The sequence below is a fragment of the Streptomyces misionensis genome (genome assembly GCF_900104815.1).
Taxonomy (GTDB): domain Bacteria; phylum Actinomycetota; class Actinomycetes; order Streptomycetales; family Streptomycetaceae; genus Streptomyces; species Streptomyces misionensis.
Window position 1 is genome coordinate 43,455 of record NZ_FNTD01000003.1, and the last position, 15,576, is coordinate 59,030.

Consider the following 15,576-nt stretch of genomic DNA (forward strand, 5'->3'; position numbering starts at 1 on the left):
CGTGCGGCTCCAGGGTGGCTGGACCGGTGTTCCACCGTGCACCGCCAGCATGGCCGGGCCGCTGGCGGCACCCAGACAGCTTCCGAAGGAGAACGCCGGCCATGAGCGACGCCGCGATCCGCACCCGCGCACTGCGCAAGGTCTACACCGCCGACAAGCATGCCGTACCAGCCGTCGACGGGCTGGACCTGGAGGTGCGGCCAGGGGAGTTCTTCGGCCTGCTCGGGCCCAACGGGGCCGGCAAGTCCACCACCATCGGCATGCTCACCACCCGGATCGTGCCCACCGGCGGCACCGCCACCGTGGCCGGGTACGACGTCACCCGCGACCCGGTCGCGGTGCGGCAGCGCATCGGCGTGGTGACCCAGGCCAACACCATGGACCGGGCCGTCAACCTGCTGGAGAACCTGGAGTACCGCGGCCGGTTCTTCGGCATGAGCGGCCGGGAGTCGCGCCGCCGGGCGATGGAACTGCTGGAGCGGTTCGGCCTCGCCGAGGTCGCGCAGCGCCTCGACGACCACGTCTCGGGCGGCCAGTCGAAACGGGCCATGGTCTGCCGTGCCCTGATGCACCGCCCCGACGTGCTCTTCCTCGACGAGCCCACTGCCGCCATCGACCCCCAGGCCCGGCGCAACCTGTGGGAGCTGCTGCGCGAGTTGAACGCCGCGGGCCAGACCATCCTGCTCACCACGCACTATCTGGAAGAGGCCGAGGAGCTGTGCGGCCGGATCGCCGTCGTCGACCACGGCAAGGTGCTCGCCTGCGACACGGTGGCCGGCATCAAGGCGTCCTCCGCCGCCGACAGCGTGATCACGGTGACGTACGACGCAATCGCCGACGCCGTCGTGGAGACGGTGGGCAAGCTGCGCGGGGTGCGCCGGGTCGAGGCCGACGGCCCGGAACTGCGGGTGCACGCCGCCGCCCCGGCCGACGGACTGCTCGGCGAACTCGTCACCGTCGGGCTGAACCACGGTCTCGCCGTGCGCAACGCCTCCACGCTGCCGCCCAGCCTGGAGACGGCCTTCCTCAACCTGACCGGACGGGAGTACCGGGAATGACCACGACCACCATCGTCTCTCCACCACGCGCCGGACGGCTGTCGACCGGGTGGCACACCTTCGCCGCGCTGCTGAGCCGCGACCTGCGGGTGACCCGCCGCCAACTGGGGTCGCTGGCGCTGCGCGCCGTGATGCAGCCGCTCGCGTTCACCTTCGGGTTCGCCTATGTGCTCCCCAAGATCGGACTGGCGGGGGGATTCGGCGGCCAGCACCCGGGGGCCCCGAGGTTCACCACGGTGCTGGTGCCCGGGCTGGTCGCGATCACCATCGCCGTGCAGGGGATCACCGCGGTCATGATTCCGCTGCTGATGGAGCTGACCTACACCAAGCAGATGGAGGACCGGGCGCTCGCGCCCGTGCCGATGTGGGTGATCGCGGTGCAGAAGATCGTCTCCGCGGCGATCCAGGCGCTCCTGGCCGGCCTGGTGGTCTTCCCCGTGGTGCTGCTCGTCCACGCACCCGGCCAGGCGCCCGACGTCCACGTCCACAACTGGCCGCTGTTCGCCACCGCGTTGCTCCTGGCCAGTCTGCTCGCCGCGTGCACGGGACTGCTGCTGGGGACCGTCTTCGACGTGCAGAAGGTCCAGCACCTCTTCGCCGCGGTGATCACGCCGCTGACCGTGCTCGGCTGTGTCTACTTCCCCTGGTCCGAGCTGCGGGCGGTCCCCTGGCTGCAGTACGTCACACTGGCCAACCCCGTCGTCTACATGGGTGAGGGCCTGCGGGCCGCGCTGACGCCCGGCGTCGGCCACATGCCGGTGTGGGCCGTCCTGCTCGCCCAGACCGGCGGCATCGTCCTCTTCGGCGGGCTGGCGCTGCGCAACTTCAGGCGACGGGTGACCGGCTGACACCCCGTCATCGACTCCACGTCCCGGCAGGTCCTGCCGGGGCGCGGAGTTCTTTCGCGTGCGGCCGTCCTCGGCCGGTCACGGGGTTCCCCGCACCGCACGGGGCGTCCTCCTCCGCCCGGAACGCGTGACACCGGGGGTGCCGGGGCGGGACCCCCTCCGAGCGCGACGGGGAAAGGGACGGGCCGGGGCGGAAACGCCAGGCGCCCCGGCGGTGGGACCGCCGGGGCGCCGAAGGGGCGTACGGACCCCTGGTCAGCTCTGCGGGCGGTCGTCACGGGTGACGCGGCGCTCGCTGACCTGCCAGGTGCCGTCGACGCGGACGAGGACGTCCTCGCAGACACAGGTGAGCCTAAGGCTCGGGGCGCCGCCCTGGGGGGTGGCGAAGACGAGGGCGTAGCAGCGCACGTCCAGCACCTCCGCGCCCTCGCGCGGGACGACCGAGACCATGCCGTGCCAGTGGCGACGCTGCTCGCCGGCCTCGGTGAGCTCCTGGTGGACCTTGCGCACGCCGGCCGCGAGGGCGGCGCGGCCCCGGACCGGCTCGGGGAGCGTCTCGGGGTGGAAGAAGCCGTCCTCGGTGAAGGTGGCCGCCCACTCGTCGGCGGCACCCGAGTCGAGCAGCTGGAAGTGGTCGGCGTAGAACTGCTGGACCTCGCTGTACAGGCGGGCGAAGGTGTCGGGGCTGTTCATCGGATGCTCCTGGGGAAGGGAATGGAAAGCGCCGGGCGCGGCGGCCCGGCGCGGTGACGGGGCACGGATCAGTCCTCGACCATGGCCACGGCGCGGGACCAGCCCGCGCCGGCCCCGGCGATCTTGATGGGGAAGCAGCTGACGGTGAACCCGTGGGCCCGCGGGAGCTGGTCGAGGTTGGCGAGCCGCTCGATCTGGCAGTACTCGCGGTCCCGGCCGGTGAAGTGGGCCGGCCACAGCACGCTCTTGTCCTTCGTCTCGGCGTACCGGCGCAGGATGTGACCGAAGGGCGCGTCGAGGCTGAAGGCGTCGGTGCCGACGACCTTCACACCGAAGTCGAGCAGCAGGTTGGTCGCCGAGGCGTCCAGGCCGGTGAACTCGGTGAAGTACGCCATGCTGCCGACGTGGCGGGAGGCGCCGCTGTTGAGGAGCGCGATGTCGTACGGCTGGGGCCGGTAGCCGATGCGGGCGAGCTCCTTCTCGATGAAGCCGGCGTCCACGGTTCCGGGGCCGGCCTCGGTGAGGTCGAGGACGAACGCGGGCCGGTGGAACCAGTCGAGCGGCATCTCGTCGATGGTGCGCGGGCGGCCGTCGCCGTAGGTGGCGCAGGTGCCGTAGTGGGCGGGCGCGTCGATGTGGGTGCCGGTGTGGCTGTTGAGGGTCAGGTTGTCGATGGACAGCAGCTCGCCGTCGGGCAGGTCGGCCGGGTCGAATTCGATGCCGAAGTTGTCCCGCATCTCCTTGGCCATGTGCCGGGCGCCCTCGGCGGGCGTGACGATCTCGTGGGTGACCGGTTCGGGCTCCCACTGCGAGGCGTCGATGGGGGTCGAGAGATCGATGTAACGCACGTTGGTCTCCGGGTGTCGAAGGGGGTCGGGTGGGGTCAGCCGGCGGGGAGGAAGCTCTTGCCGACGAAGAGGTCCTCGCGGATCCTGATGTCCGGGTTGCCGTAGGCGATGCGCCGGGTGACCCGGCGGCCGATGGGCGTGCGGCTCACCAGCCGGGCGATCTTCGGGCGCAGGGCGTCCGCCACCTTGCCGGCGGAGAACATCCCCTTGCTCTGCATCCGCTGCAGACGCATCACCGCGTCGATGTCGGCGGAGCGCGCCCTGGTGTAGGCGGACAGCGCGGTCGCGCTCGTGTCGCCCGCGCGGACCGCCTCGACCAGCACCGGGTGGAGCACCACGGCGTCCTGGACGGCGAGGTTGATGCCCTGCGCGCCGAGCGGGCTGTGGGTGTGGGCGGCGTCGCCGACGAGGACGAGCCCGTCCCGTACCCAGGTCTCGGCGCGGGCGGCGAACACATCGAGCAGGGTCAGGTCGGACAGGACGCTGACCTGGCGGCGGATGGCGTCGGCGTACTCCGGCAGGGAGCGGGCGACGCTCTCCCGGACGTGGTTGATGCCACGGGCGGCGGTCTCCCGGTAGCTGCCGTGCGGCAGGGTCCAGCCGACCTGCACGCTGCCGGGGTAAGAGTCGTAGACGAGCACCGGCCCGCCCGCGCCGCGCTGGATGCGCACGACCCCGGTGGGGCCCTCGTCGCGCGGCAGCCTGAACCACAGCACGTCGAGGTCGAACACGTCGTGCCTGTGGTTCTCGATCCCGGCGAGCGCCCGGGTCTTGGAGTACCGGCCGTCCGCGCCCACCACGCACGCCGCGTGCACCGCCTGCTCCCCGCCGGGCCCGGTGACCACCACGCCCCGCACGGTGCCGCCCTCGGTGACGAGGCGGGAGAGGCGGTGGCCGGGCAGGTACCGGAAGTCGTCGGACCGCTCGCAGTGCGCCAGCAGCGCGGCGAGCAGGTGCCGCTGCGGCAGGCTGAGCAGGTGGTTGTGGGGGGCGGGTAGCCTGCCGTAGTCGAAGCCCATCAGCTCGCGGTCGCCGTCGGCGAGCCGGAAGCGGCGCAGTTCGTAGGCGCCGCGCTCGCGTGCCCCGGCGAGCACCCCGAGCCGGTCCAGCAGGGCGAGGCCGCCGGGCTGCAGGATCTCCCCGCGGTATTCGCGGTCCAGGCCGCGGCTCTTCTCGACGACGGTGACCCGCAGTCTGGAGCCGAGCAGCAGTAGTGCGAGGACGAGTCCGGCGGGGCCGCCCCCGACCACGCACACGTCCGTCTTGATGTCGTTCACGGCGTCCTTCTCATCTCCGGGTGTCCTCGCCGCGTCCAGGGCCGCATCTCTAGGCCCGCAGGTGCGAGCCGCCGTCCACGGCGACGATCTGGCCGTGGATCCAGGCCGCCTCGTCGGTGCAGAGCAGGGCGACGGCGTCGGCGACGTCCTCGGGGCGGGTGAGCCGCCCGGCCGGGGTGCGCGCGGCGAGGGCCCGGGCGGCTTCGGGGTTGAGGGCGGCGGGGCCGCCCTTGTCGAGCTTGGCGGTGGAGACGCCGTTGACCGCGATTCCCCGGCCGGCCAGTTCGGCGGCGAGGTAGCGCACCAGGTTCTCCAGAGCCGCCTTGGCCAGACCGAGGCCGACGTACTGCGGCACCACGGCGCGCGCCCCGTGGCTGGAGACGACGACCACCCGCCCCGGTCCGCCGGCCATCGCCTCGGCGAGCGACGGGGCGCCGTGCAGCAGCGGGTCGATCGCGGTGGCGATGTCGCGGTGCACGTCGGGCACCGCGGCGGCCAGCGTCGGCATGGGATGGAAGGAGGCCGCGTTGTGCACGAACACGTCGAGGCGGCCCTGTTCCCGGCGTATCCGGCCGAGCAGTCGGAGGAGGGTGTCGGCGTGGGTGATGTCGCCCTTGACCGCGACGGCGGTGCCCTTGAGCCCGCGCATCGACTCGACGGCCTCGCGCGCGTCGGCGTCGCCGGTGGCGTAGTTGACGTAGACGGTGCACCCGGAGGCGCACAGCTTGCGGGCGATGGCCCGGCCCAGCCCACGCGAGGCGCCGGTGACGAGCGCGACCCGTCCGTCGAGCCCCAGGGTCGAGGCTTCGGTAGCTTCGGTTGCGGTACTCACGACACCCTCCCGGGGTGGATCAGTTCGTCGGGCATGGCATCGGCGAGCACCGGGGCGAACACCCGGCGCAGCGCCTCTTCGGTCAACTCGGTTCCGCGGGCGGCCAGATAACCGTCCGGGCGGATCAGCAGCCAGCCGCGGGCGCCGACCCCGAGTCCGGTGCGGAGCGCGCCGCCTGGGTCGGCCAGCGGCGTGGTGCCGTCCACCGGATCGCCGGCGTCGATGGTGCGTACCGACAGCACGGTGTCGTACCGCAGGGCTGCGGCGGCCGTCTCGGCGCCCTGGTCTCCGAAGACGAGCAGGGTCCAGCGCACGTCCCGCAGGTGGTCGACGAGTTCCCGCCAGCCGGTGGCGGCGGCCTGCTCCGGGCCGACCTGCGCGACCCGCTCGCCGGGGCGCGGGCCGCCGGGTAGGGGGGAGCCGTCCGGGACGGTGAGGGGGCTGTCGGGGTAGGCGACGTTCAGCCCGGAGACCCGGCCGAGCGCGGCGCGCTGCATCTTCACCCGCAGCGGCGGAATGCGCTGGGCGAGTCCGAAGACGACCGGCATGGCGAGCCCGGCGAGCGCGTTCTTGAGCGAGATCAGCTGGGTGGCGCGCTTGGTGTTGCCGAGCAGCGCCCGCCCGATGGGGACGCGTTCGGTCCCGTAGGAGTCGAGCAGTTCGTCCGCCGCCAGCCCGCGGACCGCGAGCTGGAGCTTCCACGCCAGGTTGAACGCCTCCTGGATGCCGGTGTTCATGCCCTGGCCGGAGGCGGGACTGTGGACGTGCGCGGCGTCCCCAGCGACGAGGACGCGGCCCCGGCGCATGGCCGGGACCATGCGCTGCTGCGCGGTGAACACCGACACCCAGCGCGGGGTGCCGACGCGCACCGGGTGGCCGAGGCCGGCGGTGAGCTTGCGGGCGAACCTGACGGCGACCGCGTCGCCGTCGCCGTCGTAGGAGACGTCGACGGTGTCGAGCATCCGCCACCGGTTCTTCTCCGGCATCGGCGCCATCATCAGCGTGCCGCCCTCGGCGCGGATCAGGTAGATGCTGTTCGGCGGCAGCCGTGTCTCGACGGTGGCGTCGGCTATGAGCCAGGTCTCGGTGGACTCGCCGACCAGCGGCAGCTGGAGCAGCTTGCGTACGGTGCTGTGGCCGCCGTCGCAGCCGACCAGCCACGGCACCTCGGCGTTCTCCTCGGTGCCGTCGGCGTGGCGCAGCGTGGCGGTCACCCCGTCCGGCCGCCGGTCGAGCCCGGTAAGCCGCACCCCCCACTCGACCTCGACGCCCAGCTCCGTCAGGGCCTCGCGCAACACCCGCTCGGTCTCGACCTGCTCGAGGGTGACGGTGAACGGGAAGCGGGTCGGGGTGGCGGTGTAGTCGGCGTCGAGCCGGGCGAGCCTGCGGCCGTTCTGGTAGACGGTGAAGGCGGTGATGCGGCGCGAGGCGGCGAGCATCCCGCCGAGGACGCCCATCTGGTCGTACGTCTCCAGGGTGCGCGGGTGGACCGCGATCGCCCTGCTGGTCACGGCGGGTGCCGTGGCCGCGTCGACCAGGCGCACCCGGACACCCCGCCTGGTGAGCTCGTGGGCGGCGGTCAGCCCGACCGGGCCCGCGCCGACCACCAGCACCTCGATAGGTTCCGGCACTTGAAGGAAGCCTCCCTCTGTCTTCTCGGGGTTTCTCGCGGAGGTCCGGGTACGTCCCGGTCAGGCGTGGGCGGGCTCGTACAGGTCGGGGGCCGGCTTCTCGATCACGCCGGCGAGCTGCTGGACCCGGGTGCGGAAGCCCTCGCTCTGCACGGCGCGGACGTGGTCCTCCGGCTTCTCCCACTCGGCGATCTCCACGAAGACGCCGGGGCGGCGCAGCGAGCGGAGCATCCGGTGGCTGACGTAACCGGGCTGCTGTCGCATGTAGGCGGTGATCTCGGCGGTGATGCGCTCGAAGTCCTCGACCGAGCCGGTCACCTTGAGTTCGTTGATGAGCGTGGCCATGACGTCGTTCTCCGTTCTGTGAGACGGGGGTGGGAAGGGATCAGGAGGTGGGCTGGGCGAGCAGGCGGCGCTGGACCTTGCCGCCGGGGCCGCGCGGGACGGCGTCGACCACCGTCAGGCGCTCGATGCGCTGGAAGGGGGCGAGTCCGGCGTTGACGGCCTGGGCCAGCTCCTCCGCAGCGGTGTGCGCGGCCTCGTCGCGCAGCACCACCAGGGCGTGGGCCACGGCGCCGCGGAACGGGTCCGGGCGGCCGAAGACCACGCAGTCGCGCACCGCTGGGTGGCGGGCAAGCACCGCCTCGACCTCCGTGGGCGAGACCAGTTCGTGGTCGCACTTGAAGACGTCGCCGAGCCGGTCGGTGACGTACAGGTAGCCGTCCTCGTCGAGGTGGCCGATGTCGCCGGTGGTGAACCAGCCGTCCGGGTCGAACGGGCTCGGGTCCGCCCCGTCCCGGTAGCCCGCCATGAGCTGGGGCCCGCGGATCTGGATCTCGCCGCGCTCCCCGGCCCCGAGGACGCGCTGGGTCACCACGTCCACCACCCGGCACTCGGTGCCCGCCACCGGCGGCCCGCAGGAGCCGGGGCGGGGCCGGGCGGGCAGGTCGAGCGTGACCGTGGGGGACGCCTCCGCGAGCCCGTACCCCTGCACCACGGGAAAACCGAAGTGCGCGGCGAGGGCCCGGGCCGGGGCAGCGGGCAGCGCCGATCCGCCGCAGAAGATGCCGCGTACGGTACGGGGCTTCAGCCCGGGCAGCCGCGGGTCGGCCGCCAGCCGGGCCAGCCGCACGGGGATGCTGAACCAGTGGGTGGCGCCGTGGGCGTCGGCGAGCGCGACCGCCTGCTCCGGGTCCTCAGCGGGACACAGCACCTGGGTGGCCCCGGCCCACACCGCCGAGTTGAGGTGCATGAGGTGGAAGAGCGGGAGCTGGTTGAGCGTGACCGAGGTGTCGTCCAGCCCCTGTGCCTGGGCGGTCTGGGCTGCGTTGGCGGTCAGCCCGCGGTGGGTGAGCCGAACGGCTCTGGGCGCGCCTGTCGTTCCGCTGGTGAAGTGCAGGCATGCGGTGGCGTCGAGGGCGGCGGACGCGTCGGCCGGCGCCGCGGGGGGCGTGGCGGCCGGCGCCGCGGCGAACAACGCCTCCGGGGCGGGCAGGGCGTCCAGCAGGACGACGGTGCGGAGCTCCGGGAGCTTCGCGCGCAGCGGCGCCAGCCGCTCGGCCATCTCACGGGTGAGGAAGGCGATCCGGGCGCCGGAGGCGGCCAGCACGTGGGCCAGTGCCTCGCCGCGCACCAAGGGGTTGAGCGTGACCACCGCGCGGCTGGCCCGCGCGGCCCCGTAGTACAGCTCGGCGAAGACCGGGTCGAGCACGGTCGCCACACCCACCGCACCGTCGGCGGGGGTCGCCGCCAGCGCCGCCGCCCAGCGGCCAGCCTGTTCGTCCAGCTCGGCGAAGGTGAGCGAGCGCTCGCCGAGGCGCAGCGCGACACGGTCGGGCCAGCGCCGGGCCGCCCGGCCCGGCAGGTCCCCGAGAGAAAGCTGTGGCAGCTGGAGGGGGGCCCGCCAGCGGTCCCCGGTGGTGACGTCAGGCACGGCCGGGCTCCCGGGCGGCTCGCTCGGCCCGTTCCTCGGCGTACTCCTTCGCGAAGCGCAGGTTGCTCACGCTGTTGGCGCTGAGCACCTTGCGCAGGTAGCGGCGGGCGTCCTGGACGGTGGCACCGGGGGCGAGCAGGTGCAGGTTCGCCGGGTTGATGGTGGCGGTGTGCCGGGCGCCGGCGATGACGCCCTCGGGGGTGGGGGTGAACAGCCAGTGCCCGGTGTGCGCGGTGAGCAGCGGCGCGAGGCGGATCTGCTTGTAGACGATCTTGCCGGGCATGCAGACGCGCACCGACCGGGTGGTGTGGGCGCGGCCGTCCGGGGTGACGGTGTCCATGTCGAAGAACTGGATGCCCGGCTCCGGCTCGGTGACGTCGATCCCGGTGACGTGCGGGAAGCGGTCCGGCCACTCCTCGGCACGATGGAGCAGTTCGTAGGCGTCCTCGACGCTGCCCGCGATGAACAGCGGGTCCTCGAAGGAGATGATGAGCTGCTCCAGCTCCGCGCGGTGCTCGGCGGCGTGGGCGAGCTCCTTCAGCTGCGCCCCGCTGTGTTCGGCGACGCCCGCGGCGAACGCCTCGACCTCGGCCGGGTCCGCGCTCTCGGCCGGGCGGAAGTGGTGGCGTACGGTCAGCACGCTGTCGCCCTCAGGGCGTTCGGTCACCTCCCAGGTGCCGCCGGACTCCACCGCCGGGCCCGCGGGCGGGTCGTTGCGGAACGAGATGGTCCGCGCCGCGCGGTTCAGCGTGCGGTACGAGGTCCAGGTGGCTACCCGGTCCGTGCCGCGCACGGCCCAGATCCGCACCTCGTCGGCGTCGTCGCAGCGCTCGGTGCGCTCGACGTGAGCCACCGCGGTGAGGAGCTGCGGCCAGCGGGTCACGTCGGTGACGAGGTCGAAGACGTCGTGCGCGGGTGCATCCACCACGACGCTGCGCTCGACGACTTGATCTTCCGGCTTCGACACGGCCAGTCCTTCCGACGATGCGTTGATGAGGTGGCTGAGGTGGCTCGCCACCGCGTGGCACGCTCGCAGCGCGGTCTTGGAGGTCGCTGGAGAAGCGGTCGACCGCGGGCCCGGCCGGTGACCGCGTAGCCCGGTCGTCGACCGGGCCTCGAGGGGGGACCGGCAGCCTGGCCGGCATGGAGATCAGGAAGCTGGGCGCTGCGGGCCCGCTCTGCTCGGCCGTCGGACTGGGCTGTCTGGGCCTGACGGGCGGGTACGGCCGGGTCGACGCGGACGCCGCCGTGGACGTGGTGCGGGCCGCGCTCGACCGGGGCGTGACACTGCTGGACACCGCCGACTTCTACGGCGGCGGCAGCGTGGAGGAGCTGCTGGGCCGCGCACTGGCTGGGCGGCGCGAACAGGCCGTGATCGCGACCCGCGGCGGCGCGGTCTTCGCCGGCTCGCGGCGGCCCACCGCCTTCGACGGTTCCCCCGCCTTCCTGCGGCGGGCCTGCGAGGCGTCGCTGCGGCGGCTGGGCACCGACCACATCGACCTCTACCACCTGGCACGGGTGGACCCGAAGGTGCCGGTGGAGGAGAGTGTGGGCGGGCTCGCGGAACTCGTCGCCGAGGGCAAGATCCGCCACATCGGCCTGTCGGAGGCGCCGGCGGACGTACTGCGCCGGGCGCACGCCGTCCACCCCGTCGCCGCGGTCGCCGCCGAGTACTCGCTGTGGTCGCGGGACGTGGAGGACGCCGTGCTGCCGGTCGCCCGCGAGCTGGGCATCGGCCTGGTGGCGTGCAGCCCGCTCGGCCGTGGGTTCCTCGCCGGGGCGGTGGGTGCGAACGGCCCGGCCGAGGGGGACTACCGGCGCAACCATCCGCGGTTCGCCCCGGAGAACCTCGCCCGCAACCGCGTCCTTCTCGGCGAGGCGGCCCGGATCGCCGAGGAGACCGGCGTCCCGCTCGGGCGGCTCGCGCTCGCCTGGGTGCTGACGCGGGGCGAGGACATCGTGCCGATTCCCGGCACCGTGCGCCGCGAGCACCTGCTGGAGAACATCGCCGCCGCCGCGGAGCGGTTGAGCGCCGCCGACGCGGCACGGCTCGCCGACTGCTTCCCCGCGGACGCGGTCGCGGGATCCCGCCTGCCCGGAGATCCCCCGCGCTGAGGGGTGTCGCCCGGTATCCGCCCGCTGCTTGACCGGAGCCGCGCATTCCATCAGTGGTCGACCGGAGTTCGAGACCGCGCACCCATGATCGGAGCCCGCGGCCGACGCACGGAAAGGCCCTGAACGCAATGAAGTACAACGCGGTGTTCATCGCCGGTCATGGGCGGTGGCTCCCGCCCGCCCTCACCGTCGCCGAAGCGGCCGAGCGCGATCTGTGCCGTCCGCAGGACCTGGCGGCGACGGGGTATCTCGCCGCGACCGTCTCCGCGGGAGACTCCGCACCGGAGATGGCCGCGCGCGCCGCCCGGCAGGCGCTCGAGCGCTCGGCGCTCGATCCCGGGCAGGTGAGTGTCCTTCTGTACGCCAACGTCTACTACCAGGGCCACGACCTGTGGGCGCCCGCCTCGTACGTGCAGCGCGAGGGGCTGGGCAACCGGTGCCCGGCGGTGGAGATCCGGCAGCTGTCCAACGGGGGCATGGCCGCGCTGGAGTTGGCCGCCGCGCACCTGACGGCGGCGCCGGGCGACGCGGCGGCGCTCACCGTGGCCGCCGACCGGTTCTGCCTGCCCGGCTTCGACCGGTGGTTCAGCGACCCGGGCACGGTCTACGGCGACGGCGCCGCGGCCCTCGTGCTCTCCAACCGGGACGGCTGGGGCCGCCTGCTGAGCCTGGCGACCGTCTCCGACCCGGAGCTGGAGGCGATGCACCGGGGCGACGACCCGTTCGGTCCGGCGCCGTTCACGGTACGGCGCCCGATCGACATGAAGGCGTGCCAGAAGGGCTTCCGTGCCACCGCGAGCATGTCCGCGACGGTGGCCCGCACCGCCGCGGGGCAGCGAGCGGCACTCACCCGGGCCCTCGACGAGGCCGGCACCGACCTGGCGACCATCGACTGGTACGTCCTCCCCCACTTCGGCCGGCGCCGGCTCGACGCCTCCTACACCGCCCCGCTGAGCATCCCCGAGGAGCGCACGCTCTGGTCGTGGTTCCGCGGCGTCGGCCACCTCGGCGCCGCCGACCAGTTCGCGAGCCTGGGACACCTGGCGGACACCCATGCCCTGCGCCCCGGCCAGCGGGTGCTGGTCATGGGCGTGGGCGCCGGGTTCACCTGGTCCTCGGCGGTGGTCGAGGTGGTGCGGCCACCCGCCCGGCCCGTCTGACCGTCCCGCCGTGCCCCGGCCCCCCTCCCGACCCCCGTCTCCTGCCGACCTCTCCTGCCGAAGGGACACCTGACCCGTATGGGAACCACCACCAAGCGGCCGGCCGCGCCGCCCGCCCCCGCGATCGCCTTGGAGGGCGTCTCCAAGCGCTACGGCGACGTCCGCGCCGTCGACGACCTCACCGTCACCGTCGAGCCCGGCCAGACGGTCGGCCTGCTCGGGCCCAACGGCGCCGGCAAGTCGACCACGCTGGACATCCTGCTGGGCCTGGTCCGCCCCGACTCCGGCCAGGTGCGGCTGTTCGGGCAGCGGCCGGCCGATGCCATTAGGGCCGGGCTGGTCGGCGCGATGCTCCAGACCGGCGGGCTCATGCCCGAGGTGAAGGTGCGGGACCTGATCCGGCTGGTGCACCGGCTCGCCCAGCACCCGCTGCCGGTCAAGACCATCATGAGCCAGGCCGGCATCGAGGACATCGCCGGACACCGGGTCGACAAGCTCTCCGGCGGTCAGCGGCAGCGCATCCGCTTCGCCCTCGCCATCGTCGAGGACCCCGACCTGGTCGTGCTCGACGAGCCCACCGCGGGGATGGACGTGGCCACCCGCAACCAGTTCTGGGAGACGATGCGGGCCCAGACCCGGGCCGGGCGGACCCTGCTGTTCGCCACCCACTACATGGAGGAGGCGGACAATGCCGCTGACCGCATCCTCGTGATGCACCAGGGGCGGCTGCTCGCCGACACCACCCCCGCCGCCATGAAGGCCCGCACCGGTCTGCGCCGCATGAGCTTCACCTGCCCGGGCGCCGACGTCGGGCAGTTGCGCGGACTGCCGGGCGTGGTCGACGCGCAGGCGCACGGCGACACGGCGGTGCTGCACAGCGCGGACTCCGACGCCACGGTGGAGGCCATGGTGCTCGGTGGGCCCCGCCCGCGCGACCTGGAGATCACCGGCCTCGGGCTGGAGCAGGCCTATCTGAGCATCACCCAGGATCCGGGCGGCGAGCGGTCCGGCTCCGACCCCCAGCCCCTTGGCTCCCTCGTCACGAACAAGGAGACGACCCGTTGAGCGTCCTGCTGGAACTGGAGATCAAGCGCGCCTTCCGGGACTGGCGCTTCATCGTCTTCACCATCGGCATGCCCATGATGATCTACCTGTCGAGCGCCCGCAACAAGACGGCGACGCTCGGCGGCACCTCGGCGGCCAAGTACCTGCTGGTGTCGATGGCCGTCTTCAGCGCGATCGGCGCCGCCCTCAACGCCGGCGGCCCGCGCATCGCCGCCGAGCGGGAGATCGGCTGGACCCGGCAGCTGCGGCTCACCTCGATGTCGAGCGGCAAGTACATCGCGGCCAAGGTGCTCACCGGCGCGACGGTGAGCCTCACCGCCACCGTCGCCATCTTCGCCTTCGGCGGGTTCTTCAACGGGGTGCGGATGTCGGGCCCGTCCTGGGTGGGCGCCACGCTCGCCGTATGGTTCGGCAGCCTGGTCTTCTGCTCGCTGAGCGTGCTGCTCGGCTACATGTTCACCTCCACCTCGATCACCGTCGGCCTGATGGTGGTGAACCTGGGCTTCTCGATGGCGGGAGGGCTGTTCTGGCCGGTCGAGACCTTCCCGTCGTGGCTGCGGGTGGTGGCGAAGCTGACCCCCACCTACCACCTCGCGCAGCTCGGCCACTACGCGCAGCGCGGCGAATGGCCCTCCGTGGTCGACCTCGTCGTCCTCGGCGGCTATCTGGCGCTGTTCTCGGCGCTGGCGGCCTGGCTCTACCGGCGCGACGAGATCCGCGTCTGACCGGCGCCGGAGTGTCTCCGGCCGCCCCGTACGAACGGCCCGCCCGGATGATCCGGGCGGGCCGTCGGCGTGCGCGCGTACCGCGACCCGAGGCGCAGGGCTCAGCGGGCGGCCAGCGCCGCCAGATCACGTACGAGCTGTGCCGGGCTGGGCAGCGCCCGCATCTCGTCGCGCAGCCGCGCCGCCCGCTCGCGGTGGCCGGGATCGCCGAGCAGTTCCCCCACCGCGGCGCGCACCGCCACGGCGTCGGCCCGATGGGCGGGCAGGGCGAGCCCGGCGCCGGCGGCGGCGACCCGGCGGGCGTTGAGGAACTGGTCCATCGCGCACGCCATGACCATCTGCGGCACCCCGGCGGCCGTCGCCGTCATCACCGCCCCCGCGCCGCCGTGGTGGACGACCGCGTCGCAGCCGGGCAGCAGCAGGTGGAGCGGGCACTGGGCCAACACGGTCACCGACGGCGGCAGTTGCCCGAGCGCGGCGACGTCGGCCGCCGGGGCGGTGAGGACGACGTCGGCGTCCAGCTCCGTCAGGGCCGCCAGCACCTCGGGCAGCCTGAACGCCTGCGGACCTGCCACCCGGGTGGCCGAGTTGCCCCAGATGACGCAGACCCGGGGCCGGCCGGGGCGCGGCGGCGCCAGGCGGGGCACGGCGCCGGGCCCGTTGTAGGGGACGTACCGCATCGGCAGGCGCGCCGCGTCGGTGCGCGGCCGCAGCCCGGCGGGGCACGGGTCGATGACGTGCCGGACGAAGTCGGGCCGGAACTCCCCCGCGCCGTGGCGGCGGAACGCGCCCGTGGGGTCGTCCGGGCGCAGCCGCAGCCCCGGCTCGTCCTCGTCGGTGCCGACCGGACCCCACAGGTGCAGCACCGATGGCACCCCGGTCACCCGGGCTGCCAGCACGCCTTCAAGGCTGAGCAGTTCATGCACCACGAGGTCGGGCCGCCAGCGCCGGGCGAGGCCGACGGCGGCGTCGAAGCCGCGCCGGGCCGGCTCGGCGAGCCGCGCACCGCTCTCCCGGGTGAAGTCGGCGAAGGTGAACTCGGCGAGGGACCGCATGGGTTCGCCGGTGACCGGGTGCGGCGGCGGCGCGGGGTAGGGCCAGGTGCCCTCCTGGGCGTTCCAGACGTTCTGCAACCGGGCCAGGAACATCATGTCGACCTCGCCGAGCACCGGCACCGGCACCAGCCCGGCCCGGCCGATCTCCGTGCTCTGCGACGGGGCGCAGGCCACCCGCACCTCGTGCCCGGATGCCTGGAGCGCCCACCCCAGGGGCACGAGCGGGTACCAGTGCCCGCGCCAGGCCGACACCGTGAACAGCACACGCATGCATGTCTCCTCGGATTCAACCACCGGTCCGCCAGGATCGCGGAGCGCTCTCGATCCGGGGTCGAG

Annotated in this window: 15 protein-coding genes; 6 read left to right on the forward strand and 9 right to left on the reverse strand. The window is 73.5% G+C overall.

From position 1 onward, the window contains the following. Window positions 1-101: 101 nt before the first annotated feature. A complete protein-coding gene (locus tag BLW85_RS00430; RefSeq protein WP_074989973.1) occupies window positions 102-1,058 on the forward strand; it encodes an ABC transporter ATP-binding protein in 957 nt (318 codons plus the stop codon). Then, window positions 1,055-1,906, forward strand: a complete 852-nt coding sequence (locus BLW85_RS00435; RefSeq protein ID WP_074989974.1) for an ABC transporter permease — start codon at window positions 1,055-1,057, stop codon at window positions 1,904-1,906. The genes BLW85_RS00430 and BLW85_RS00435 overlap by 4 nt, the downstream gene beginning before the upstream one ends. 255 nt (window positions 1,907-2,161) lie before the next feature. Here the strand turns inward: BLW85_RS00435 and BLW85_RS00440 are convergent, their stop codons facing one another. From BLW85_RS00440 to BLW85_RS00475, 8 genes are all read right to left on the reverse strand, one after another. Beyond that, window positions 2,162-2,599: a nuclear transport factor 2 family protein gene (locus BLW85_RS00440; RefSeq protein ID WP_074989975.1), complete on the reverse strand. Its 438-nt coding sequence runs from the start codon at window positions 2,597-2,599 to the stop codon at window positions 2,162-2,164. Between the two features lie 68 nt (window positions 2,600-2,667). Next, a complete protein-coding gene (locus BLW85_RS00445; RefSeq protein WP_074989976.1) occupies window positions 2,668-3,447 on the reverse strand; it encodes a cyclase family protein in 780 nt (259 codons plus the stop codon). Window positions 3,448-3,482: 35 nt separating this feature from the next. Continuing rightward, window positions 3,483-4,724: an FAD-dependent monooxygenase gene (locus BLW85_RS00450; protein ID WP_074989977.1), complete on the reverse strand. Its 1,242-nt coding sequence runs from the start codon at window positions 4,722-4,724 to the stop codon at window positions 3,483-3,485. Window positions 4,725-4,773: 49 nt separating this feature from the next. Beyond that, window positions 4,774-5,556, reverse strand: a complete 783-nt coding sequence (locus BLW85_RS00455) for an SDR family oxidoreductase (RefSeq protein ID WP_079172180.1) — start codon at window positions 5,554-5,556, stop codon at window positions 4,774-4,776. Continuing rightward, complete coding sequence (locus tag BLW85_RS00460; RefSeq protein ID WP_074989978.1) at window positions 5,553-7,187, reverse strand: FAD-dependent oxidoreductase; 1,635 nt, start codon at window positions 7,185-7,187, stop codon at window positions 5,553-5,555. The genes BLW85_RS00455 and BLW85_RS00460 overlap by 4 nt, the downstream gene beginning before the upstream one ends. 60 nt (window positions 7,188-7,247) lie before the next feature. Next, window positions 7,248-7,532: an antibiotic biosynthesis monooxygenase family protein gene (locus BLW85_RS00465; protein WP_074989979.1), complete on the reverse strand. Its 285-nt coding sequence runs from the start codon at window positions 7,530-7,532 to the stop codon at window positions 7,248-7,250. A 40-nt stretch (window positions 7,533-7,572) separates the two neighbouring features. Continuing rightward, window positions 7,573-9,120: a class I adenylate-forming enzyme family protein gene (locus BLW85_RS00470; RefSeq protein WP_244174764.1), complete on the reverse strand. Its 1,548-nt coding sequence runs from the start codon at window positions 9,118-9,120 to the stop codon at window positions 7,573-7,575. After that, window positions 9,113-10,087, reverse strand: coding sequence for an aromatase/cyclase (locus BLW85_RS00475; RefSeq protein WP_074989980.1), 975 nt, complete (start codon window positions 10,085-10,087; stop codon window positions 9,113-9,115). Before BLW85_RS00475 ends, BLW85_RS00470 begins: the two co-directional genes overlap by 8 nt. Before the next feature lie 176 nt (window positions 10,088-10,263). Here BLW85_RS00475 and BLW85_RS00480 point away from each other — a divergent pair, with 176 nt between their 5' ends. The 4 genes from BLW85_RS00480 (at window position 10,264) to BLW85_RS00495 (ending at window position 14,185) form a co-directional block, all read left to right on the forward strand. Next, on the forward strand, window positions 10,264-11,235 hold the full coding sequence (locus BLW85_RS00480) for an aldo/keto reductase (RefSeq protein WP_074989981.1): 972 nt from the start codon (window positions 10,264-10,266) through the stop codon (window positions 11,233-11,235). A 128-nt stretch (window positions 11,236-11,363) separates the two neighbouring features. Further along, window positions 11,364-12,395, forward strand: a complete 1,032-nt coding sequence (locus BLW85_RS00485) for a ketoacyl-ACP synthase III family protein (RefSeq protein WP_074989982.1) — start codon at window positions 11,364-11,366, stop codon at window positions 12,393-12,395. A 78-nt stretch (window positions 12,396-12,473) separates the two neighbouring features. Next, window positions 12,474-13,460, forward strand: a complete 987-nt coding sequence (locus tag BLW85_RS00490) for an ABC transporter ATP-binding protein (RefSeq protein ID WP_074989983.1) — start codon at window positions 12,474-12,476, stop codon at window positions 13,458-13,460. Continuing rightward, complete coding sequence (locus BLW85_RS00495; protein ID WP_074989984.1) at window positions 13,457-14,185, forward strand: ABC transporter permease; 729 nt, start codon at window positions 13,457-13,459, stop codon at window positions 14,183-14,185. The genes BLW85_RS00490 and BLW85_RS00495 overlap by 4 nt, the downstream gene beginning before the upstream one ends. A 101-nt stretch (window positions 14,186-14,286) precedes the next feature. Here the strand turns inward: BLW85_RS00495 and BLW85_RS00500 are convergent, their stop codons facing one another. Beyond that, complete coding sequence (locus tag BLW85_RS00500; RefSeq protein WP_074989985.1) at window positions 14,287-15,510, reverse strand: nucleotide disphospho-sugar-binding domain-containing protein; 1,224 nt, start codon at window positions 15,508-15,510, stop codon at window positions 14,287-14,289. Window positions 15,511-15,576 lie beyond the last annotated feature (66 nt).